Source organism: Bacillus sp. ISL-77 (assembly GCF_018613105.1).
Window position 1 is genome coordinate 13,037 of sequence record NZ_JAGGQY010000076.1, and the last position, 19,209, is coordinate 32,245.

Genomic DNA, 19,209 nt, shown 5'->3' on the forward strand with positions numbered 1-19,209 from the left:
ATTCATGCTACTGATGGAAAAAGTAGCCATACTGAACCGTCAAAACGAAACCTTTGCCTTAGCCATGATCATTGAATCAAAGGGCTCAACTCCCAGGCATGTTGGAAAAATGATTGTATACCATGATGGGTCGATTGAAGGCACGGTCGGAGGCGGCTTGGCTGAACATTATATCATCGAAGAGAGTGTAAAGGCGCTCCAAATGGGTAAATCGAAAATCGTTGAATACAAATTAAATAGACATGCAAAAGATGGAATTCAAATGAGTTGTGGCGGAACGTTGAGGGTGTTTATTGAGGTTTATACCAGCAGGCCGGAACTCGTTTTGGCTGGAGCCGGTCATTTAGCCTATGCGTTATCCAAGCTGGCTGATTCCCTTGAATATCCTTATTGCATTGTCGATGATCGCGTGGGCTATTGTACGAAGGAACGCTTTCCGAACGCGACGAACCTTTTTGTGAACGAAGATATTGGAGAGGCCATACTCGCAGCCAACCTAAATGAAAAGTCATATGTGGTGATAGTTACAAAAGATGGTGATGATATGGTCTTAAAAACAGCACTGCAATTTCCGATTGCCTATGTTGGGATGGTTGCCAGCAAACGCAAGGTCATAACCATTTTTGAAAAATTAAAAAGTGAAGGAGTCACACAAGAGCAGTTGGATCAGGTCCATTCCCCAATCGGATTGGAAATGGGCTCGGAAACAACAGAAGAAATTGCCATCAGTATTATCGGGGAAATCATCAAAGTAAGTAAGGAACACAAGCCATTAAAAGTGAAACAATTAAGTAGATAAAGAAAAAGAAGTAACAGCGGAACGGATTTAATACATCTTTTTTAAAATAAAAAGCCTTAGGTCAATGCTTTATGTAATTCAAAGCGTTGGCCTTATTTGTTATTTTTATCCTTTTGGTATATGGTAGGTTTCTACTTTTTCTTAAGATATTAAACAAAATGGATTGATTTGTTCAATAATCAACAAATTGCATGAATTTATGATTGCAAGCATTCTGTTGCTATTTATATTATAAACAGATGTTGATCAATCAATTAATGTTATCAAGTTTAAGAAACTGAATAAAGTAAATCGATTCAAGTCCATTCGAATATTCAGTGCTAACAAAAAAGGATTGTGTTGTTTCATGCATTTTCTTCTCCTTGTATTTTTATTTCCTTTAGATATAAATTTTGCGTTAGTTCTAAGTTCGTGTGAAAGAAGGGACTTTAGGCAAAGGCCCTTCTAAATAAGATATAAGTTAAAGTTAAGTTCAAGTCAAACGAAAGACTCAAATTTAAAAGTTCTCCATTCTTTAATTAAACCATGGCATCATAAATTTTTCTATTTATGCTCTCGAGATATCTAAATGTCTGTGCCAAATCCTTTTCCTATTTGGTAGTAAATTATATAAATAGAGTCACCTGTATTTCATATCCACATTTATGATATACAGGGGACTTTCTGTTAATTAGAAATGGAGATTCCTATTTTAGTATTATTATGAATATCTTCCGTTCCGGCATCTAATGCAGTCTTGTAATATAAGCTTTTATGCTCGATGACTTCCATTGTTTTTTTTAGTTCTTCCATCTGTGCTTCAACATGAGCTTTTCGGTCTAAAAACATGTCATATCTTTGTTTCAACGTGGAATCCCCGTCAGAACACCAATCAATGAAAGTTTTAATTTCCTTAATAGGCATCCCGGTTGCTTTCAGACATTCAATTACTTTTAAAGCGTCGATATCGGATTCTTTAAACAATCGTGTTCCGCTGGGTGTCCGTTCTACAAAAGGAATTAGACCCTCCTTGTCGTAGTAACGCAAGGTATAAACTGTAAGATTTAATTCTTTTGCAACTTCGCTTATAGAATATGTCTTCATCATTTTTCTCCTATTCTTAATGATATAGACTTCAAGTTAACTCTATGAATGAGGAGATTTTATCATGGTATTTTCATAATGTCAAAGTCACCTTACAGGAAATTATAACTTGTCTCTGTTTTACGGAGAAATACTTAGTAATAAAAGAATAGAGGTAGTTATAGCTATTGACAGTTGGTTTGAAACCATTGTGGTCGGGGATCTTCAAAAATAAACTAAACTAATCTCTTGACCTAGAGTTAACTATAAGGATTAATATTGTTTTGCAGGAGAGAAAAGTAGGGATAGAAGGGAATGAAGGGGAATTTTAACCTGAGTTCTTCATTTATATCCGGTACAAGCCATTCTCTTGAAAAATATAAATTATTGGAGGTTTTTTTATGATAACTGCTAAAGCGCGAGCTGTAGACGGTCCAGACAAACCGTTTCGAGCTGCTGAAATTAAAAGACGAGACCTTGATTTGCATGATGTTCTGATTGAAATTAAATATGCAGGCATATGCCATTCTGACATCCATACTGCTCATGGCGAATGGGGTCCCGTGAACTATCCACTCGTACCTGGACACGAGATTGCGGGTATTGTCACAGCTGTAGGAGCAGAGGTCACAAAGTACAAGCTCGGTGACCGGGTAGGGGTCGGATGTATGGTTGACTCCTGTGGCGAATGTGAAAATTGCCGTAAAGGAGAAGAACAATACTGTCTCAATGGAAATGTACCCACCTACGCTGGTGTTGACAAATACGGCGAGCCAACTCAAGGTGGTTATTCTACCCACATTGTCGTAACTGAGGATTTCGTAGTCAGAATACCTGATAGCATTGAGCTTGCCGCGGCAGCACCATTACTTTGCGCAGGTATTACAACATATTCTCCACTAAATCATTGGGGAATTGGTCCAGGTAAGAAAGTAGCGGTTGTTGGTATGGGCGGTCTTGGTCATATGGCTGTTAAAATTGCACATGCCATGGGTGCCGAGGTTACCGTTCTGTCACAATCATTGAAGAAAAAGGATGATGGCTTGGAATTCGGCGCTGACAACTACTATGCCACGAGCGATCCAGAGACGTTTAAGAAACTGGCCGGTTCGTTCGAACTAATTGTAAATACAGTTAGCGCTAAGATCGATATTAGTGCCTACCTTTCGTTGCTGGCGCTGGATGGTACACTGGTCAACGTCGGTGCACCAGCGGAGCCGTTGTCAGTTAACGTATTCTCACTTATCGGTCATCGTCGTTCATTTGCAGGTTCAATGATTGGAGGCATCCGTGAGACTCAGGAGATGTTAAATTTCTGTGCAGAACATAACATTGTTCCTAAGATTGAAGTCATTTCAGCCGACCAAATTGACGAAGCATACGAACGCGTATTAGCTTCAGATGTGAAGTATCGATTTGTGATTGACATCAGTACAATATGAGTGGTGTAAATGATAAATTCTAATGTTAATATCGAGGGATGTCCAAAAAGCCTAGCTTTTTGGACATCCTTTTATATAGTGGCTTCTAAGTGGTAAGTTCCAGGTGATATCAGCACAAAAGCTATTCAGCCAATTCCACAGTAATTATGCTTATCTATTATTTTTGAAAATCGATATTACTAACCCAACAGAAGCCGAGTCTTTCGTCAATTTAAAGAGTTTGAAAAATTCGCCTGAATTTTTTTTTTGAACATCTCTGCAGCAGCGGAAAAAACCTGATGCTTTTTCCAAACAATATTTAAGCCAGATTCAAGTCTTGGCTCTAGCGGTCTAAAACAAAGGTTACTATCACTAGACGTATTCACTATTTTATCAAGAGTTATTGCATAACCAATGCCCTCATCAACCATAATGGCAGCATTATAGGCAAGATTGTAGGTAGTCACGACGTTTAATTTATCAAAATCTTCACCAAACCAATCTGCAAATTCATTTTTGGAAAATGTCTGTTTCATAGCCTGGCGTGAACAGATCAGCGGAACATTTAATAAATCCACTGCTAGAATGGAATCTTTGAAAGCAAGAGGACTGTCTTTCCTCATAACAACGCCCCATACATCTTTACCAGGGATATTGAGATAATTGTATTTTGATAAATCAGCTGGTTGAATTAAAATGCCAAAGTCAAGCAATCCCTTGTCAAGCCTTTCGGTCACATCGTCTTCGTTTCCGCTGTAGAGGTGATACCGGATATTGGGATAACTTAACTGTAAATCTTTTACTACCCGTGCAATCTGTCGCATAGCATCTGTTTCCCCACCACCTATGAAGACATCACCACTTATTGTTTCTTCCATGGAACTAAACTCTGCCTCTAATTTATCGACCATATCAAGGATTTCTTCTGCTCTTTTTCGCAGAAGCATTCCTTCATCTGTAAGAATGATACTGTGACTACTCCGAATAAATAATTTTTTTCCTAACTCTTGTTCAAGGTCTTTCAATTGTCTTGACAAGGTTGGCTGTGTAACATGCAATATTTCTGCAGCACCTGTCATGCTTCCTTCTCTTGCAACAGTAAGAAAATAGCGCAAAACTCTTAGTTCCAAAAAACACCCTCCTTTATGAAGTTTTAGTATATATGTTTTTGAAATGCTCATCAAGCATATCATGATATGAGATATAAGCATTGGCTATATCAAAGGGCCGTAGCTAGAATAAATAGTAATAACAACAGTAGAAAGGATGGTGTTTAGTATTTCTACTATTAAAAATAAAGTTATTGTAATTATGGGTGCATCAAGTGGAATTTGAGTTCCGTCGGTCGCGGTAAGTGAAATCATCATCCGTCCGACACAACAAGTGGAAAAATAAAATCAAGAGCAATCTAGGAGGAAATAAATATGACTAACAATAAGAAAGTTTGGTTTATCACAGGTGCTGGACGTGGAATGGGTGTTGAGTTTGTAAAAGCAGCTCTTACAGCAGGTTATCAGGTCGTCGCGACTGGTCGTAATACTGATAAGGTAGCTAAAGTTCTCGGCGATGATGAAAATCTGTTAATTGTGAAGTTGGATGTTACGGACCCAACAGATGCTGAGGCTGCAGTCAAATCGGCTTTAGACCGATTTGGACGTATTGATGTGTTGGTCAACAACGCAGGCAACTTCTATGGCGGATTCTTCGAGGAGCTGACCCCACAGCAGATTGAACGACAAATAAATACCAATCTCTATGGTCCAATGAACGTCACCCGCGCCGTGTTGCCTTTGATGCGTAAGAATCGTTCCGGACACATTATTTCAATCTCTTCTCTTGCGGGATTAGCTGGATTTGAATACAATGCCGCTTACTGTGCTTCGAAGTTCGGTCTTGAAGGTTTTATGGAGTCGTTACATCAGGATGTCGCTCCATTCGGCATCAAAACGACCATTGTAGAACCAGGCTTCTTCCGTACCAAATTTTTAGAGCCAGAATCAACATTCCTTGCTGAGCCATCAATCGATGACTACGCCGAGCGTAATGCACAATACCAGGCTTTCTGGAAAGAAAAAAATGGAAATCAGGAAGGCGATCCAATCAAGCTTGCAAAGGCTTTAATCACCATCGTAAATCAGGAGAAACCACCATTACGCTGGATCGCTGGTGCAGATGCTATCGCTGGTGCAGAGCAGAAAGTTGCAGAGCTTCGTAGTCAGATCAATGCCTATCGGGACCTTTCTATATCCCTTACTTACGAGGATGCATAAGCTTTCAGACGAAAGTCAACCGGGTTCGTTGGGAGTATCTTTAAGAATCAAAAATATAGTGCAAGCTTACATTGCGGTAAGTGAAATCATTATTCGTCCAACGAAACAAGTTAACTAATGGATGAGCTATTAATGAATGATTAAAAATTGCCTTATAGCTTGTTGAGGCAATTTTTTTCTTATGGCAGTTTCGTGATGATCCCCATTCATTGAAATTAATCTTCAGGAATTATTTGTTTAAATCAGGAGGTAATCTCGCTCGATGTAAAGATCATTTGAAGGATGATGTCATTCATTACCGTATGGTGAAATTATTTATGCTTGCGAATGTAACGAGGTTGAAAGTAATTTCCTACCATCTAAAGACAACGATGATCAACTTGGATTAGTAGTCAGATAGAGTCCCAGTCACAATGAATTTACGAGACAATAAAACGAAACTTGGAGGAGGTAAACGATTTGAAAAGACGACTAATTAATTCATTTGCATTGCTTCTAACCCTCATCCTTACTGCATGCAACGAAAATGATACTGAAATAAAGGTCATTTCTCAAGAAGAAGAAAATTCCTCTGTGGCTAAGTCTGGGGAATACGCAGAGATTGGCTCTGGGGCTAATCTTGTTAAATTCCCTAAAGATCTTGAAAAGGGGATCGTGTTTGCCACTTACGATCGAGGAGATATTCATGAAGATATCTACGTAAATAGTAAGGAAGCGATTGAAGCAGTGCAGAAAGGAAAGGAGCTTCCCAGCGGCACCGTTATTACTCTTGTAGGATATAAGGATGGAGAGATTGAACACTATTTAGTGATGGAAAAGCGTACCGGCTGGGGTTCCCAATATTCGCCAGAAGAACGAAATGGGGAATGGGAATACCAGCATTTTACCCCAGACAGAGAAGTGGCTGAAGATAATATTGGACGTTGCTTTTCCTGCCACGCAAATCAGGAAAGGGATCAATATATAAATTCGTTAGATCAAATGAAAGAGTTTGATTTAGGAAAAGTTACAAGTTCGAAGAACAGCAGCTCAGAATCCCTAATCGCAGAAATCCCTACAGATCACTGGAAGGTAACTGCTCATATGAAGAATTCTAAGGATGTAAATAAAGAAGAAAGTAAATTAATAGATGATGAGGAAAAAGCGAAAAAAATTCAGGATGTTCTATTGAAGATGTATTTAAAGCAATATGAAAGCTAATGGTTGTGTTGCCATTAAGAGGTATTTGCATGCCTGCAATGAAAACACAATTTAGTGATGAATAGGCAATAGAAAGAGGTGAATTCTTTGAATCGCAAGATGTTATTCAAGCTAGTAAATGATGTTGTTATGACAGTTCTCATGTTGATAGCAATGGCTTACTATATTACTGGAAATACAATTCATGAATTCGTTGGTGTTGTGGTACTTATATTATTTATCGTCCATAATTTTTTTAATGGACGTTGGTATAAGCTGATTTTAAAGGGAACGCATAATTTAAGGCGCATTTTACAAATAGCAATCAATCTACTTTTTCTTGTAACTATGGCGATGATGATGATTAGTGCTGTGCTAATTTCAAGTGATTTATTTCCCTATATTCCTATAAAAAACGACATGACGCTACGGCAATTACATGTTCAGACTGCCTATTGGGGATTTATCATGATGGCAGTTCATGTAGGATTTTCTTGGTTTATGATTATCAATTCAGTGCGGAGGATGACGGGAATTACCGGCACTAGCCGTATTCGCACCATTGGGTTGCGTATTTTGGCGGTGTTAATTGTTGCCTATGGGGTGCATGCTTCCTTCGAGAGAGAAATGGGTTCTAAGCTAATGATTTATAATCCATTTGGTAGTTGGTCGAATGATAATTCTATTATCAATTTTTTAATTGACTACTTATCTATTATGGGATTCTATGTTTGTGGGACACATTATGCTTTGAAATTTATTCAAAAGCAGGAAACACAGAACAGACAATCTAAAATAGCCTTAAAGTGAAGGATATCAAATGAATTTATGGACCGGTTTTTCAGGCATAGGTTCAATAAGAGCATTTATAATCACTTCTAGATTTTTGGTTATTCTTCATGTTATTTTCAAACCATTTGTACGGATAAATGAGGAGGAGAAATGGTGGGAAAAGGGTTTAAATTCACACTTTTGTCTATATTGGGGATTTCAACGTTTCTTACAGCTTGCGGAAGTAGTAATAATGGGAGTGAAAACAATGATGATGTTACTCCAAATAAAAATTCAAGTGGTGAACAAATAGTTAAAATCGATGTGCAGGACAAACAGAATAGTAAGGATTCAACAATTGATAATGGAGGTTTAGTTATTATGGAAGATGTTAAAGTCAAATTGACATTTAACAACGAGGAAGTAATGGTGAATATGTATGATAATTCAGCAAGTAGAGATTTTTTAGCTCAATTGCCGTTAACGATAACATTAGAAGATTATGTAGGTAAAGAGAAAATTAGTGTGTTACAAAAAAGATTATTGGCAGATAATGTGCAATCCGGAAACCAACCAAAAAAAGGAGACTTTGCTTATTATTCTCCTTGGGGAAATTTGGCTATTTTTTATAAAGGTTTTGGGGATGCCACAAATGATCTTATTATACTAGGTAAGATTGAATCTGGAAAAGAAAACTTTGAAAAAATTGATGGTGATTTCACAGTTCATATTGAAAAGGTCGATTAAAGGAAGAGAGTTGGAGGAATTTTCTTGCAAAAACAAAATAATTTACTCATATTTATATTAACCATCGGAGTCTTCGGCATCTTAAATACAGAAATGGGGGTTATTGGGATATTGCCTTCCATTGCTGATCACTTTCATGTCAGTGTATCAAAAGCAGGATGGCTGGTGAGTTTTTTTGCCCTTGTTGTTGCAGTATCTGGTCCAACGATGCCTTTATTTTTTTCAGGGATAAATCGGAAGAAGGTCATGTTACTTGTACTAGGTGTTTTCGTTTTGGGAAACATTGTATCCATATATACATCTAACTTTACCATTCTATTAATGGCTCGGATAATTCCAGCCTTTTTTCATCCCATTTATTGTTCGTTGGCATTTACAGTAGCGGCTGCCTCAGTAAGTAAAGAAGAAGCTCCAAAAGCTGTTTCCAAAGTATTTATAGGAGTATCTGCCGGTATGGTAGTCGGTGTACCATTCGCAAGTTTTATTGCTAGTGCAACTTCTTTACAAATGGCGATGGTATTCTTTGCTATTGTAAATATGTTGGCATTCGTTGCTACCTTACTATTTGTACCCTCTATGCCTGTTAAGGAAAGACTTGCTTACGGAGCACAATTATCGGTATTAAAAAAATCTATTACTTGGCTTTCGATTGTGTCTGTCATTTTATTAAACTCAGCCGTATTTGGAGTTTATAGTTATCTTGCAGATTATCTGAAAACTGTTACGAATATGTCTTCCAATACCATTAGTCTAATATTATTCGTATACGGCGGAGCCAATATTATTGGAAGCATTGTCGCAGGGAAGTTACTTACTAAAAATGCGATCAAATCTGTAGTGACATTTCCTTTTGCATTGGGAGTTGTTTACATCCTATTATTCTTTTTTGGACAATTTACCGTATCAATGGCTATCATTACTTTAATTTGGGGAATTTTAGCTGGAATAGGGGGCAATATTAACCAATATTGGATTACGTCTTCAGCTCCCGAAGCTCCTGATTTCGCAAATGGATTATTTTTAACATCCGCTAATTTAGGAACAACATTTGGCGCCATTGTAGGCGGGTTAATTATATCGGATATGGGCACACAATACGTCGTGTTGGTGGGATTCTTATCATTAATATTAAGTTTGGTAACTATTTTACTAAGAAACTACATGTTTACCCCTACACAACAACTTTCTAAATAAGGAGTATCCCCTATTAGATTTTTAGATACCACTCAATCTGAGAACGAGAAATGGAGGATTTTAAATGTCAAAAGATATAAAAGTTGCACTGGTCACCGGCGGGAATCGAGGAGTTGGATTTGAGTTGGTCAAGCAATTGGCGTTGAATGGTTTTAAGGTCATTTTGGCAAGTCGTGACCCAGAAATGGATCATGAAGCTGTGCAAAGACTTAAGGAATCAAATCTGGACGTTTCGTTTGTGGTGATGGATGTAGATAATCAAGAAAGCATCCATCAAGCTGCAATTATAGTAAATGAGCGGTATGGAAGATTAGACGTATTGATTAATAATGCTGGCGTGTATCTGGAGGAAAATAAAAAGTTAGTGGCAATGGACCCTTCCATTCTGGAGAGAACAATGACAACCAATTTCTTCGGCGCTTACCATGTTATCCGTTCCTTTATTCCCCTCATGGAAAAACAAGGCTATGGGAGAATCATTAATGTTTCTTCAGAATATGGGGCTTTGAGCGAGATGTCTTATCAAGGAGTAGGCGCTTATAAGTTGTCTAAATTTGCCCTAAATGGATTGACACGATTGGTAGCAGCAGAAATCAATGGTGATATCAAAATAAATGCAGTCGATCCGGGATGGGTAAGTACAGATATGGGTGGACCATCTGCTCCAAGAGCTCCTAAGCAAGCGGCTGAGTCTATCCTGTGGTTAGCGACAATTGGACCTGAAGGACCAAACGGGGGATTCTTCAGAGATGGAAAACGAATCGATTGGTAACAATAATGAGCAAATGATTTTGTGAGTGTGGTTCGGCGAAACCATAATTTGCAATTGATATTAACTTTACTTTTAACATTGTTGGAGAAACAAAATTAATAAAGATAATGGATAATTGGATTTATTTAGTCTAATAATGAACAATTCCTATAAAAGTGTTTAGTTATCATTGTGTATAGGGAACAGGAAAAGGGTAAATCTATTATTGTTAATCGAATTATTCGGTGATAGCTAGAAAGGATTGTGTTGTCTTTTATGTCTAATAATCAAAAAAACACAACTACGACGGGTGTTCTTAGTGCTCCAAAGGCAAAAGCACCTTTCGAACGCACTACCATAGAGCGGAGAGAATTAAGACCTGACGACATCTTAATTGATATTAAATTTAGTGGTATTTGTCATTCAGATATTCACAGTGCCTATGATGAATGGGGCGGTGGAATATTCCCAATGGTTCCTGGTCATGAAATTGCAGGAGTTGTGGCAGCAGTGGGACCAAAAGTTACAAAATTTGCTGTTGGGGACCATGTTGGTGTTGGTTGTTTTGTTGACTCATGCGGCGAATGCGAATACTGCCAGAGCGGTGAAGAGCAATTTTGTACGAAAGGTGTTATCGGCACATACAATTCATTAGACTATGATCGTAATCCGACATATGGAGGATATAGCCAAAAAATCGTTGTGAAGGAAGATTTCGTTGTCCGTATACCAGATGCACTAGGTTTGGATGTGGCGGCCCCACTATTGTGTGCAGGTATCACTACATACTCTCCCTTGAAACACTGGAACATAGGTTCAGGTAAAAAGGTTGCCATTGTGGGTGTTGGAGGCCTTGGACACGTAGCGGTTCAGTTTGCACATGCCATGGGTGCCGAAGTAACTGCATTGAGCCAAAGTATGAAAAAGAAAGATGAGGCAATAAAGCTGGGTGCGGATCATTATTATGCAACCAGCGATCCTGCTACATTCAAAGAGTTGGCTGGTCGATTTGACTAATATTAAACACAGTTTCCGCAAATCTAGATGTTGATGCGTATTTATCTATGCTTCGGGTAGATGGAACACTTGTAAATGTCGGTGCTCCAGCTGAGGCAGATAAGTATCATGTTTTTTCTTTAATCATGGGTCGTCGTAGCATTGCTGGATCCCTTGTAGGTGGAATTCGTGAAACACAGGAGATGCTGGATTTTGCTGCTAAACACGGTATTGCTCCTATGATTGAAATCATCCGTGCTGAACAAATAAATGAAGCATATGAGCGTGTTCTACGTAGTGATGTACGCTATCGTTTCGTCATAGACATATCAACCATGTAATGTTTCTCTATTTTTATGTGCATATTCAACTCGCTATGTCCATCATTCTAATACTAACACCAAGGAGGCCTCTCATGAGCCAAGAGAAAAACTTTTCTCCTAACAATGTTAATTTCGCAAAATTTGTCCAAAATCACACCGACAAACATAATAACAATGAACAAATTTTAAGCAACGTGAATAGTGAGTTTGCTACTGAAAATGATGCTCAATTCATAGATAACATCAATGTTAAAAATGATGCACGACAATAATGACTCTTTGGAAAATAAACCGCTTCTGTAGAGGCGGTTTTCTAGCATATAGAAATAATAGATAACAACAGCCCAATTTAAAAAAGCTAAATGTTTGTGATATGATTATTCGCCCAACAAAACAACAAAGGGGGTTGTGCAGGATGCAGTAAAACTGCAACAACTATTCAAAATTCCTATCTAACAAAGCCCCCGTTTGTTCGGCCATGACACGAGCTGGCAAAGGCATTCCATTCTTGAACCACCATTCCACTGCCCCAACGATCGCTGAGCCAAAAAATTGAAGAATAACATCTTCATTTAAACCGTGATTTTTTCCTTCTTTTATATCCACTTCACCCTTATACTCTTCAATGACTAAATCAAGAAACCGACTACGAAAATAAGGAGCACCTTTACTCGCTAACATTGTAGAAAAGAATAAGTAATTATGCTCAAAGTAGTCGAACCAGACATAATTTCCTTCTTGAAACGTCATTTCAGATGCTGATTGGCAAAGTTCTCGGAGATTGTTTATATGTTCTTCTATCATTTTATCCAGTAGATCATATTTATCCGTGTAATGAAGATAGATTGTTCCTCGATTAACATCTGCTCTGTCAGCAATATCCTGAATGGTAATGTCGTCAAAACTTTTTTCAGCCATCAGTTCAATAACAGCATTTTTTATAGCTATTTGGCTTTTGGCTATTCTTCTATCTACTTTAGACAATTTCATTCACCAATCTTTCTAAAGATAATCAACAATTTTAATCGATTTGTTGAGTAATCAACGAATTGCGTTAATTTAACCATTGAACGCACTAAGAATCTTTTTATAATTATAAACAGATGTTGATTAATCAATCAATATTAATTTTTAAAGCATCATGTTTAGCTAACTTTTGGAATAATAAAAGTAAATTAACTTCATACAGGAGGATTATTTATGGACCGAGTTGAAAAGAGCAAGGAAAAATACAAACAACTATTTGGAAATGGAGTACCAGCCGCGTACGCTACCGATCCTGATTTTCAGGACATTCTTAGCCGCTTTATTTTTGGAGAAGTTTTTTATCAAGGTAACCTAGATGACAAGCAACTTGAGTTAATCACTCTGGTAGTGCTTGCAACCAACCAAACGTTACCTCAACTGAAGGCACATGTCATCGCGGCATTGAATGTTGGGTTGACACCTGTAGAAATCAAAGAGGCCGTTTATCAGTGTGCTCCATACATTGGATTTCCCAAAACATTAAACGCCATCAATGAAGTCAATGAGGTTTTCAAAGCAAAGAATATCGCTTTACCAATTGAATGCCAAAAGACTGTAGATGAAGATAATCGTTTCGAGAAAGGACTTGCTACTCAAGTTGAGATTTTTGGTGAAGTCATTGCAAAAATGCGTGAGGCTGCTCCAGCAAATCAAAAGCATATGCAGGATTATCTTTCCGCTTTTTGCTTCGGAGATTTCTACACTCGTGGCGGACTTGATTTGAAAACACGGGAGTTGTTGACACTCTGTATTATCAGTACGCTGGGTGGTTGTGAAAGCCAAGTTAAGTCACATGTGCTGGGTAATAAAAATGTCGGCAATGACAAGGAAACATTGATCACTGCCATCACCCACTGCCTCCCATATATGGGCTTTCCGAGAACACTAAACGCATTAAGTTGTGTAAATGAAGTTATTCCCGAAAATGAATGAAAAATTTAACGATAGGAAGTTGTATCAGGAATCTTTGAGGGGTGAAAAGGAATTAATATGAAAAACACCTGGAAAATTTACATGCTGGCCTTGATTACCTTCATGGTGAGTACATCTGAGTACGTTATTGCAGGTATTTTGGATAAAGTTGCTGCCTCGAATAATGTTTCGGTATCGGTAGCAGGACAGCTGATCACCGTATTTGCTCTTGCTAATGCGTTCGGATCCCCACTTGTCGTAATGGCGACGACAAAAATGAATCAGCGAAAGTTAATGATGCTTTCTCTTGCTTTAATGGTGCTCGGCAGTGTGATGACAATCACCCTTCCTGGTTTCGGTTTTCTTATTGTCTCTCGTATTATACTTGCTCTAGGAAGTGGAGTTTTTGCCATTGCTGCCAAGACGGCCGCAGCAAAATTAGCACCACCCGAAAAACAAGCAGGGGCTATTGGCACAGTTATACTTGGGTTTAGTGCTGCCATCATCATCGGCGTACCAATTGGCCGTGTTGTTGCCACCGCATACGATTGGAAGCTAATCTTTGTGGGTATCGGTGTTCTTAGTTTACTAGCAATCTTCGTAATCATGCGAACGATTCCTGCCACAAATAACGGTGTGGCCGTCCCTCTGGGCAAGCAACTCTCTTATTTAAAAAACCCGAAAATCTTAATGGGCCTAGGTGCAACGTTCTTTTGGCAGCTAGGATATGGGGTGATGTATTCGTATATTGCTCCCTTCCTATTAACCGTTACATCCATAAGCGGACGAGAATTGAGTGGTGCCTTGTTTGCCTTCGGTATCGCTACCTTAATAGGTTCCAAGTTTGGTGGATTCATGACGGATCGGATTGGTAACCCTAGAACTCTCGTCGGCGGTTTGGTTGTCCACGTTATAGCTTTAGTGTTGCTATCTACTATCGCCAGTTCATCCTTTGTCGCCATTCCGTTGCTTATGCTATGGTCCTTCTCGGCATGGTCATCTGGCCCAGGTATGCAGTATAACCTGGTCTGGCTTGCTCCAGAAGCATCAGGAATTATGCTTAGTCTGTATGGCTCCTTCATACAGTTGGGGATAGCTGCGGCCGCAGGGATTGGGGGTATAGCAGTAAGAAGTACATCCGTTCATGCAGTTAGTTGGATCGGAGCTGTATCAGTCGCCATTGCCGCAATTATCGCAGCGGTCTCGTTTAGTCTTAGTAGTAAACCCAGGAATTACGAGAAAGCCATTTAATGGAGGGTGTACTGTGAGTTGTATTAAATTAGTTTTTAACAACGAGGAAGTAATGGTGAAAATGTATGATAATCCAACAAGCAAGGATTTTTTATCAATCAACTTCGGAATAATAGAGTTGAATTAAATTCAAGAATGATTTTTATCTAACGTGTTGAAAGAGCACGATATTCCTGAAAATGAAGAAAGGGTGTTATTTAATATGTCTAATATTCAAGATAAGGTTGTCATTATTACGGGTGCTTCTTCTGGGATTGGAGAAGCAACAGCAAAAGAACTTGCATCTAAAGGCGCGAAGTTAGTTCTAACGGCTCGTCGGGAAGACCGCTTAAAGAAATTGCAAGAAGAGATTCAAAATAATGGCGGACAAGCAATTTATAAAGTGACAGATGTGACTTCTCGTAAACAAATGGAGGAACTAGCCGAATATGCTCTTAATGAGTTTGGAAAAATCGACGTATTAGTTAACAATGCTGGAATCATGCCACAAGCTTTTCTTGCTGAAAATAAAGTTGATGAGTGGGATCAGATGATTGATGTAAATATCAAAGGCGTCCTTTATGCTATTGCTACTATTGTTCCTTCCATGAGAGAACGCAAATCCGGTCATGTTATCAATCTTTCTTCGGTAGCTGGACATAACATCTACCCTGGTGGAACGGTATATTGTGGGACTAAATTCGCGGTAAGAGCCATTTCTGAAGGTTTACGCCAAGAAGAAGCGATGAGTGGCACAAATATCCGTGTGACTAATATTTCTCCTGGGGCTGTTACCAGCGAACTTTTAGAAACTACAACAGACCCAACGATGAAAGCAGGATTAGATGAATTTTACCAAGTGGCAATTGATGCAGACAGCATTGCTCGCGCGATTTCCTTTGCCATTGAGCAGCCTGCAGATGTTGGTATCAATGAAATGATTATCCGACCAACAGTTCAAGTAGGTTAAATTTTATCTCTTTAGCTGCCCCATTTACACACTTTTGGGGCATATTCTATCACTTAAAGGGGAAAAAACACATGGAAAGACCATATATAATCTGCCACATGCTCACTTCATTGGACGGGAAAATCACTGGAGATTATTTGAAAGAAGAACGAGCAGCGTATTTTACAGACGAATACGAAAGAATCCATGGACATTATGGATGTAAAGCATGGATGTGTGGCAGGATTACCATGGAGGAACACTTTACTTTCGGACATCAATTAGATTTAAAACAAGATAACATTCCGACGATCCCCAGAACTGATTATGTAGCAGATAAAGATGCTAAAAGTTATGTCGTAGCAGTAGACCCTTCTGGAAAACTAGGATGGACAAAAAACTACATTTCTGAATGGAACGATAATAGAACGACGGACCACATAGTAGAGGTGCTTACAGAGCAAGTATCTGATGCTTACTTAGCTCATCTGAAAAAAATAGGTATATCTTTTATTTTCGGCGGAAAAGAACGATTAAATTTTACTGTCGTAGTGGAAAAGCTAAAAAATCTATTTTCAATCGATGAACTAATGCTAGAAGGTGGGGGCTTTTTAAATGGCTCCTTTTTGAATGAAGGATTAATTGATGAATTGAGCCTGATTTTAGTTCCAATTGCGGATGGTGCATCTAATTCAGTGACGCTATTTGAAACAAGCTCTTTTCTACCAAATCAGCATCCAGTAAATTTCTTCTTGAAAGAAGTAGAAAAACTGGGCGATGGTGGGCTATGGTTGAAGTATGTAACAAAACATGATTAACATTCATTTTACAAAAGAACGAATAGATTTTGGAGGTACAATATGAAATATCGCACAGTAGGAAAAACAGGAATTCAGGTTTCAAATTTATGTTTTGGTGCCATGTCTTTTGGCGGAGATGCTGATGAAGAAACATCTAAAGCCATGTATCAACGTTGTCGGGAAGCCGGTATCAACTTCTTCGATACTGCCGATGTTTATGGGCGTTCTGAGGAAATTTTAGGTGAATGTATCGCACATGAGCGTGAATCAATCGTCCTAACAACAAAAGTGTTTTGGAACACGGGTGCTGATGTGAATGCTAGAGGCTTGTCCCGAAAACATATGATGCAAGGTATTGAAAATAGCCTGCGTCGTTTAAAGACGGATTATATTGATTTTTATTTCGTCCATGATTTTGATGAACAAACTCCAATCGAGGAAACGCTACGGACACTCGATGACTTACAGCGTCAAGGAAAGATTCTTTACCCGGCAGTAAGCAATTGGGCAGCATGGCAAATCACAAAAGCATTAGGAATTTCTGCAAAAGAGCAACTCGCTCGTTTTGAATTGATCCAACCTATGTATAACCTTGTTAAACGCCAAGCAGAGGTTGAAATCTTACCAATGGCTGCTTCCGAACAAATTGGAGTCATTACTTATAGCCCACTTGGTGCTGGACTTCTTTCAGGAAAATATGGAATGAATAAACGTCCTGAGCAGGGCCGCCTTGTTCAGAATGCCCGCTATGGTGACCGTTACGGTGCTGCTGAAGATTTTGTTACGGCTGAACAGTTCACCAAATATGCACAAGAACATGATGTGAAACCTGCAACTTTAGCTGTTGCTTGGGTAATGGCTAATCCTGCTGTAACTGCTCCTATCATTGGTGCACGTAATTTAGACCAATTAGATGATTCATTAGCAGCGGCTGATTTTAATATGACAAAAGAAATGTACGCTGAAATTACCAATTTATCAAGTACACCTTCACCTGCAACGGATCGAACAGAGGTATTAACTGGTAAATGGAAGTAAGGATTACAAACTCTTGATGAAGAGGGTTAAGGAGGATGAGGGGTGAAAAAAATATGAATAACACTTGGAAAATTTACATGCTGGCATTCATTACCTTCATGGTCAGTACATCGGAGTACGTTATTGCAGGCATTCTTGATAAGGTCGCAGCTTCTTCAAATGTATCTGTATCGATGGCTGGGCAACTAATCACCGTATTTGCTCTTGCTAATGCGTTTGGATCCCCACTTGTCATAATGGCGACGACAAAAATGAATCCGCGCAAGTTATTAATGCTTTCTCTCTCGATTATGGTATTCGGCTGCCTTATGACATTCACCCTTCCTGGCTTCGGTTTTCTAAGAAACACTCCCTTTTTTTCCAGAAGGGAGTGTTTATTGGAGGTAGGAGTATGGTTAAAGGAAATAAATTGCTTGTCTATATATTGACCATTGGAGTTTTTGGCATCATAAATACGGAAATGGGGGTTATAGGCATATTGCCTTCCCTTGCTGATCACTTTCATGTCAGTGTATCAAAAGCAGGATTGCTTGTGAGTCTTTTTGCCCTTGCTGTTGCTGTATCTGGTCCAACTATGCCGTTATTGTTTTCGGAGATCAATCGGAAGACCGTCATGTTACTTGTACTAGGTGTATTTGTTTTGGGGAACATCGTATCCATATTTACAACTAACTTTACCGTTGCATTACTTGCTCGTGTAGTTCCAGCTTTTTTTCATCCAATTTACTGTTCATTGGCTTTTTCAGTAGCTGCAGCCTCCGTTACCAAGGAAGAGGCCCCAAAAGCTGTTGCTAAAGTTTTTATTGGAGTTTCTGCGGGAATGGTAATCGGTGTACCAATCGTAAGTTTTATTGCAAATACCGTTTCGATTGAAATGGCAATGGCCTTCTTTGCAATTGTTAATGCTCTTGTTTTCATTGCTACATTGATTTTTGTTCCATTTATGCCTGTTGAGGAAAGACTTTCTTACGGAGCACAATTATCTGTATTAAAAAAATCAATAACATGGCTTTCCATCGTGGCTGTCATTTTATTAAACTCAGCAGTATTTGGCGTTTATAGTTATCTTGCTGAGTATCTGAAAACTGTTACGAATATGTCTTCGAACACAATTAGTTTGATGTTACTCGTATATGGTGGAGCCAATATTATTGGAAACATTGTGGCAGTCAAGTTACTAACTAAAAATGCGAACAAATCTGTAATGGTTTTCCCTTTTGCATTGGGAGCTGTTTATCTCATATTTTTCTTATTTGGACAGTTTACCGTACCTATGGCGATCATTACTTTAATTTGGGGAATTTTAGCTGGTATAGGGGGTAATATAAATCAATATTTGATTATCTCATCAGCTCCCGAAGCTCCTGATTTCGCAAATGGCTTATTTTTAACATCCGCTAACTTAGGAACAACCATTGGTGCGGCTGTAGGTGGATTATTTATTTCGGAGTTAGGAACACCATACGTAGTATTTGTGGGATTTTTATCGTTGCTATTGAGTGCGGTATCTATTTTCCTAAGAAACTACATGTATAGTGGACAAAAAAATCTTTTAGGTAACAAATTAATTTAGAGTTTGCTAATCAATATTGGTTTATCAGAGGCAAAACGAATAATGCATCGAATCAATTGAACTGATGCGTTAGTTTTATAGAGTATTATACCATTCATCTTCGATAGGTTCTAACCAATCGGTTTGCCCTGGTGTAAGCGCTAAGTGTTGGATTGTCAACACTAAACT

19 protein-coding genes and 1 pseudogene are annotated in these 19,209 nt (G+C 38.6%); 17 read left to right on the plus strand and 3 right to left on the minus strand.

Translation table 11 applies throughout. The features are described 5' to 3' along the window. The first annotated feature begins 4 nt into the window (after positions 1-4). Complete coding sequence (locus J7E77_RS26370; RefSeq protein WP_214718072.1) at positions 5-799, plus strand: XdhC family protein; 795 nt, start codon at positions 5-7, stop codon at positions 797-799. Between the two features lie 666 nt (positions 800-1,465). On the opposite strand, the gene J7E77_RS26375 is transcribed toward J7E77_RS26370, so the two are convergent. Beyond that, positions 1,466-1,882 carry a MerR family transcriptional regulator gene (locus J7E77_RS26375; RefSeq protein WP_214718075.1) on the minus strand — a complete coding sequence of 139 codons (417 nt, stop codon included), beginning with the start codon at positions 1,880-1,882 and terminating at the stop codon, positions 1,466-1,468. Between the two features lie 380 nt (positions 1,883-2,262). Here J7E77_RS26375 and J7E77_RS26380 point away from each other — a divergent pair, with 380 nt between their 5' ends. Beyond that, complete coding sequence (locus J7E77_RS26380) at positions 2,263-3,303, plus strand: NAD(P)-dependent alcohol dehydrogenase (RefSeq protein ID WP_214718077.1); 1,041 nt, start codon at positions 2,263-2,265, stop codon at positions 3,301-3,303. 206 nt (positions 3,304-3,509) lie between these two features. Here the strand turns inward: J7E77_RS26380 and J7E77_RS26385 are convergent, their stop codons facing one another. Further along, positions 3,510-4,412: a LysR family transcriptional regulator gene (locus J7E77_RS26385; protein ID WP_214718078.1), complete on the minus strand. Its 903-nt coding sequence runs from the start codon at positions 4,410-4,412 to the stop codon at positions 3,510-3,512. Positions 4,413-4,706: 294 nt separating this feature from the next. On the opposite strand from J7E77_RS26385, the gene J7E77_RS26390 reads away from it, so the two are divergent. The 8 genes and pseudogenes from J7E77_RS26390 (at position 4,707) to J7E77_RS26425 (ending at position 11,785) form a co-directional block, all read left to right on the plus strand. Next, a complete protein-coding gene (locus J7E77_RS26390) occupies positions 4,707-5,552 on the plus strand; it encodes an SDR family NAD(P)-dependent oxidoreductase (RefSeq protein ID WP_214718080.1) in 846 nt (281 codons plus the stop codon). 459 nt (positions 5,553-6,011) lie between these two features. After that, positions 6,012-6,752: a cytochrome P460 family protein gene (locus J7E77_RS26395; RefSeq protein ID WP_214718082.1), complete on the plus strand. Its 741-nt coding sequence runs from the start codon at positions 6,012-6,014 to the stop codon at positions 6,750-6,752. Between the two features lie 87 nt (positions 6,753-6,839). Next, positions 6,840-7,541, plus strand: a complete 702-nt coding sequence (locus tag J7E77_RS26400; RefSeq protein ID WP_214718084.1) for a DUF4405 domain-containing protein — start codon at positions 6,840-6,842, stop codon at positions 7,539-7,541. 135 nt (positions 7,542-7,676) lie between these two features. Beyond that, the gene (locus J7E77_RS26405; RefSeq protein WP_308160783.1) at positions 7,677-8,249 is read left to right on the plus strand and encodes a cyclophilin-like fold protein; all 573 of its coding nucleotides are present in this window, start codon (positions 7,677-7,679) and stop codon (positions 8,247-8,249) included. A 24-nt stretch (positions 8,250-8,273) separates the two neighbouring features. Further along, positions 8,274-9,443, plus strand: a complete 1,170-nt coding sequence (locus tag J7E77_RS26410; protein ID WP_214718087.1) for an MFS transporter — start codon at positions 8,274-8,276, stop codon at positions 9,441-9,443. A 64-nt stretch (positions 9,444-9,507) separates the two neighbouring features. Continuing rightward, positions 9,508-10,215, plus strand: coding sequence for an SDR family oxidoreductase (locus J7E77_RS26415; RefSeq protein WP_214718088.1), 708 nt, complete (start codon positions 9,508-9,510; stop codon positions 10,213-10,215). Between the two features lie 255 nt (positions 10,216-10,470). Then, positions 10,471-11,531, plus strand: a pseudogene (locus J7E77_RS26420) (NAD(P)-dependent alcohol dehydrogenase). Between the two features lie 74 nt (positions 11,532-11,605). Continuing rightward, complete coding sequence (locus J7E77_RS26425) at positions 11,606-11,785, plus strand: hypothetical protein (protein ID WP_214718089.1); 180 nt, start codon at positions 11,606-11,608, stop codon at positions 11,783-11,785. 163 nt (positions 11,786-11,948) lie between these two features. On the opposite strand, the gene J7E77_RS26430 is transcribed toward J7E77_RS26425, so the two are convergent. Beyond that, positions 11,949-12,497 carry a TetR/AcrR family transcriptional regulator gene (locus J7E77_RS26430; RefSeq protein ID WP_214718090.1) on the minus strand — a complete coding sequence of 183 codons (549 nt, stop codon included), beginning with the start codon at positions 12,495-12,497 and terminating at the stop codon, positions 11,949-11,951. Between the two features lie 216 nt (positions 12,498-12,713). On the opposite strand from J7E77_RS26430, the gene J7E77_RS26435 reads away from it, so the two are divergent. The 7 genes from J7E77_RS26435 (at position 12,714) to J7E77_RS26465 (ending at position 19,041) form a co-directional block, all read left to right on the plus strand. Further along, a complete protein-coding gene (locus J7E77_RS26435; RefSeq protein ID WP_214718091.1) occupies positions 12,714-13,472 on the plus strand; it encodes a carboxymuconolactone decarboxylase family protein in 759 nt (252 codons plus the stop codon). A gap of 57 nt (positions 13,473-13,529) precedes the next feature. After that, positions 13,530-14,702: an MFS transporter gene (locus J7E77_RS26440; protein ID WP_214718092.1), complete on the plus strand. Its 1,173-nt coding sequence runs from the start codon at positions 13,530-13,532 to the stop codon at positions 14,700-14,702. 202 nt (positions 14,703-14,904) lie between these two features. Further along, on the plus strand, positions 14,905-15,651 hold the full coding sequence (locus tag J7E77_RS26445; RefSeq protein WP_214718093.1) for an SDR family oxidoreductase: 747 nt from the start codon (positions 14,905-14,907) through the stop codon (positions 15,649-15,651). A 71-nt stretch (positions 15,652-15,722) separates the two neighbouring features. Then, the gene (locus J7E77_RS26450) at positions 15,723-16,448 is read left to right on the plus strand and encodes a RibD family protein (RefSeq protein WP_214718094.1); all 726 of its coding nucleotides are present in this window, start codon (positions 15,723-15,725) and stop codon (positions 16,446-16,448) included. A 42-nt stretch (positions 16,449-16,490) separates the two neighbouring features. Next, positions 16,491-17,468 carry an aldo/keto reductase gene (locus tag J7E77_RS26455; protein WP_214718095.1) on the plus strand — a complete coding sequence of 326 codons (978 nt, stop codon included), beginning with the start codon at positions 16,491-16,493 and terminating at the stop codon, positions 17,466-17,468. Between the two features lie 98 nt (positions 17,469-17,566). Beyond that, positions 17,567-17,896 (plus strand): MFS transporter, encoded by a 330-nt coding sequence (locus tag J7E77_RS31880; RefSeq protein ID WP_374103012.1) that lies wholly within the window; start codon positions 17,567-17,569, stop codon positions 17,894-17,896. Beyond that, positions 17,860-19,041 (plus strand): MFS transporter, encoded by a 1,182-nt coding sequence (locus J7E77_RS26465; protein WP_214718097.1) that lies wholly within the window; start codon positions 17,860-17,862, stop codon positions 19,039-19,041. Before J7E77_RS31880 ends, J7E77_RS26465 begins: the two co-directional genes overlap by 37 nt. Positions 19,042-19,209: the final 168 nt, after the last annotated feature.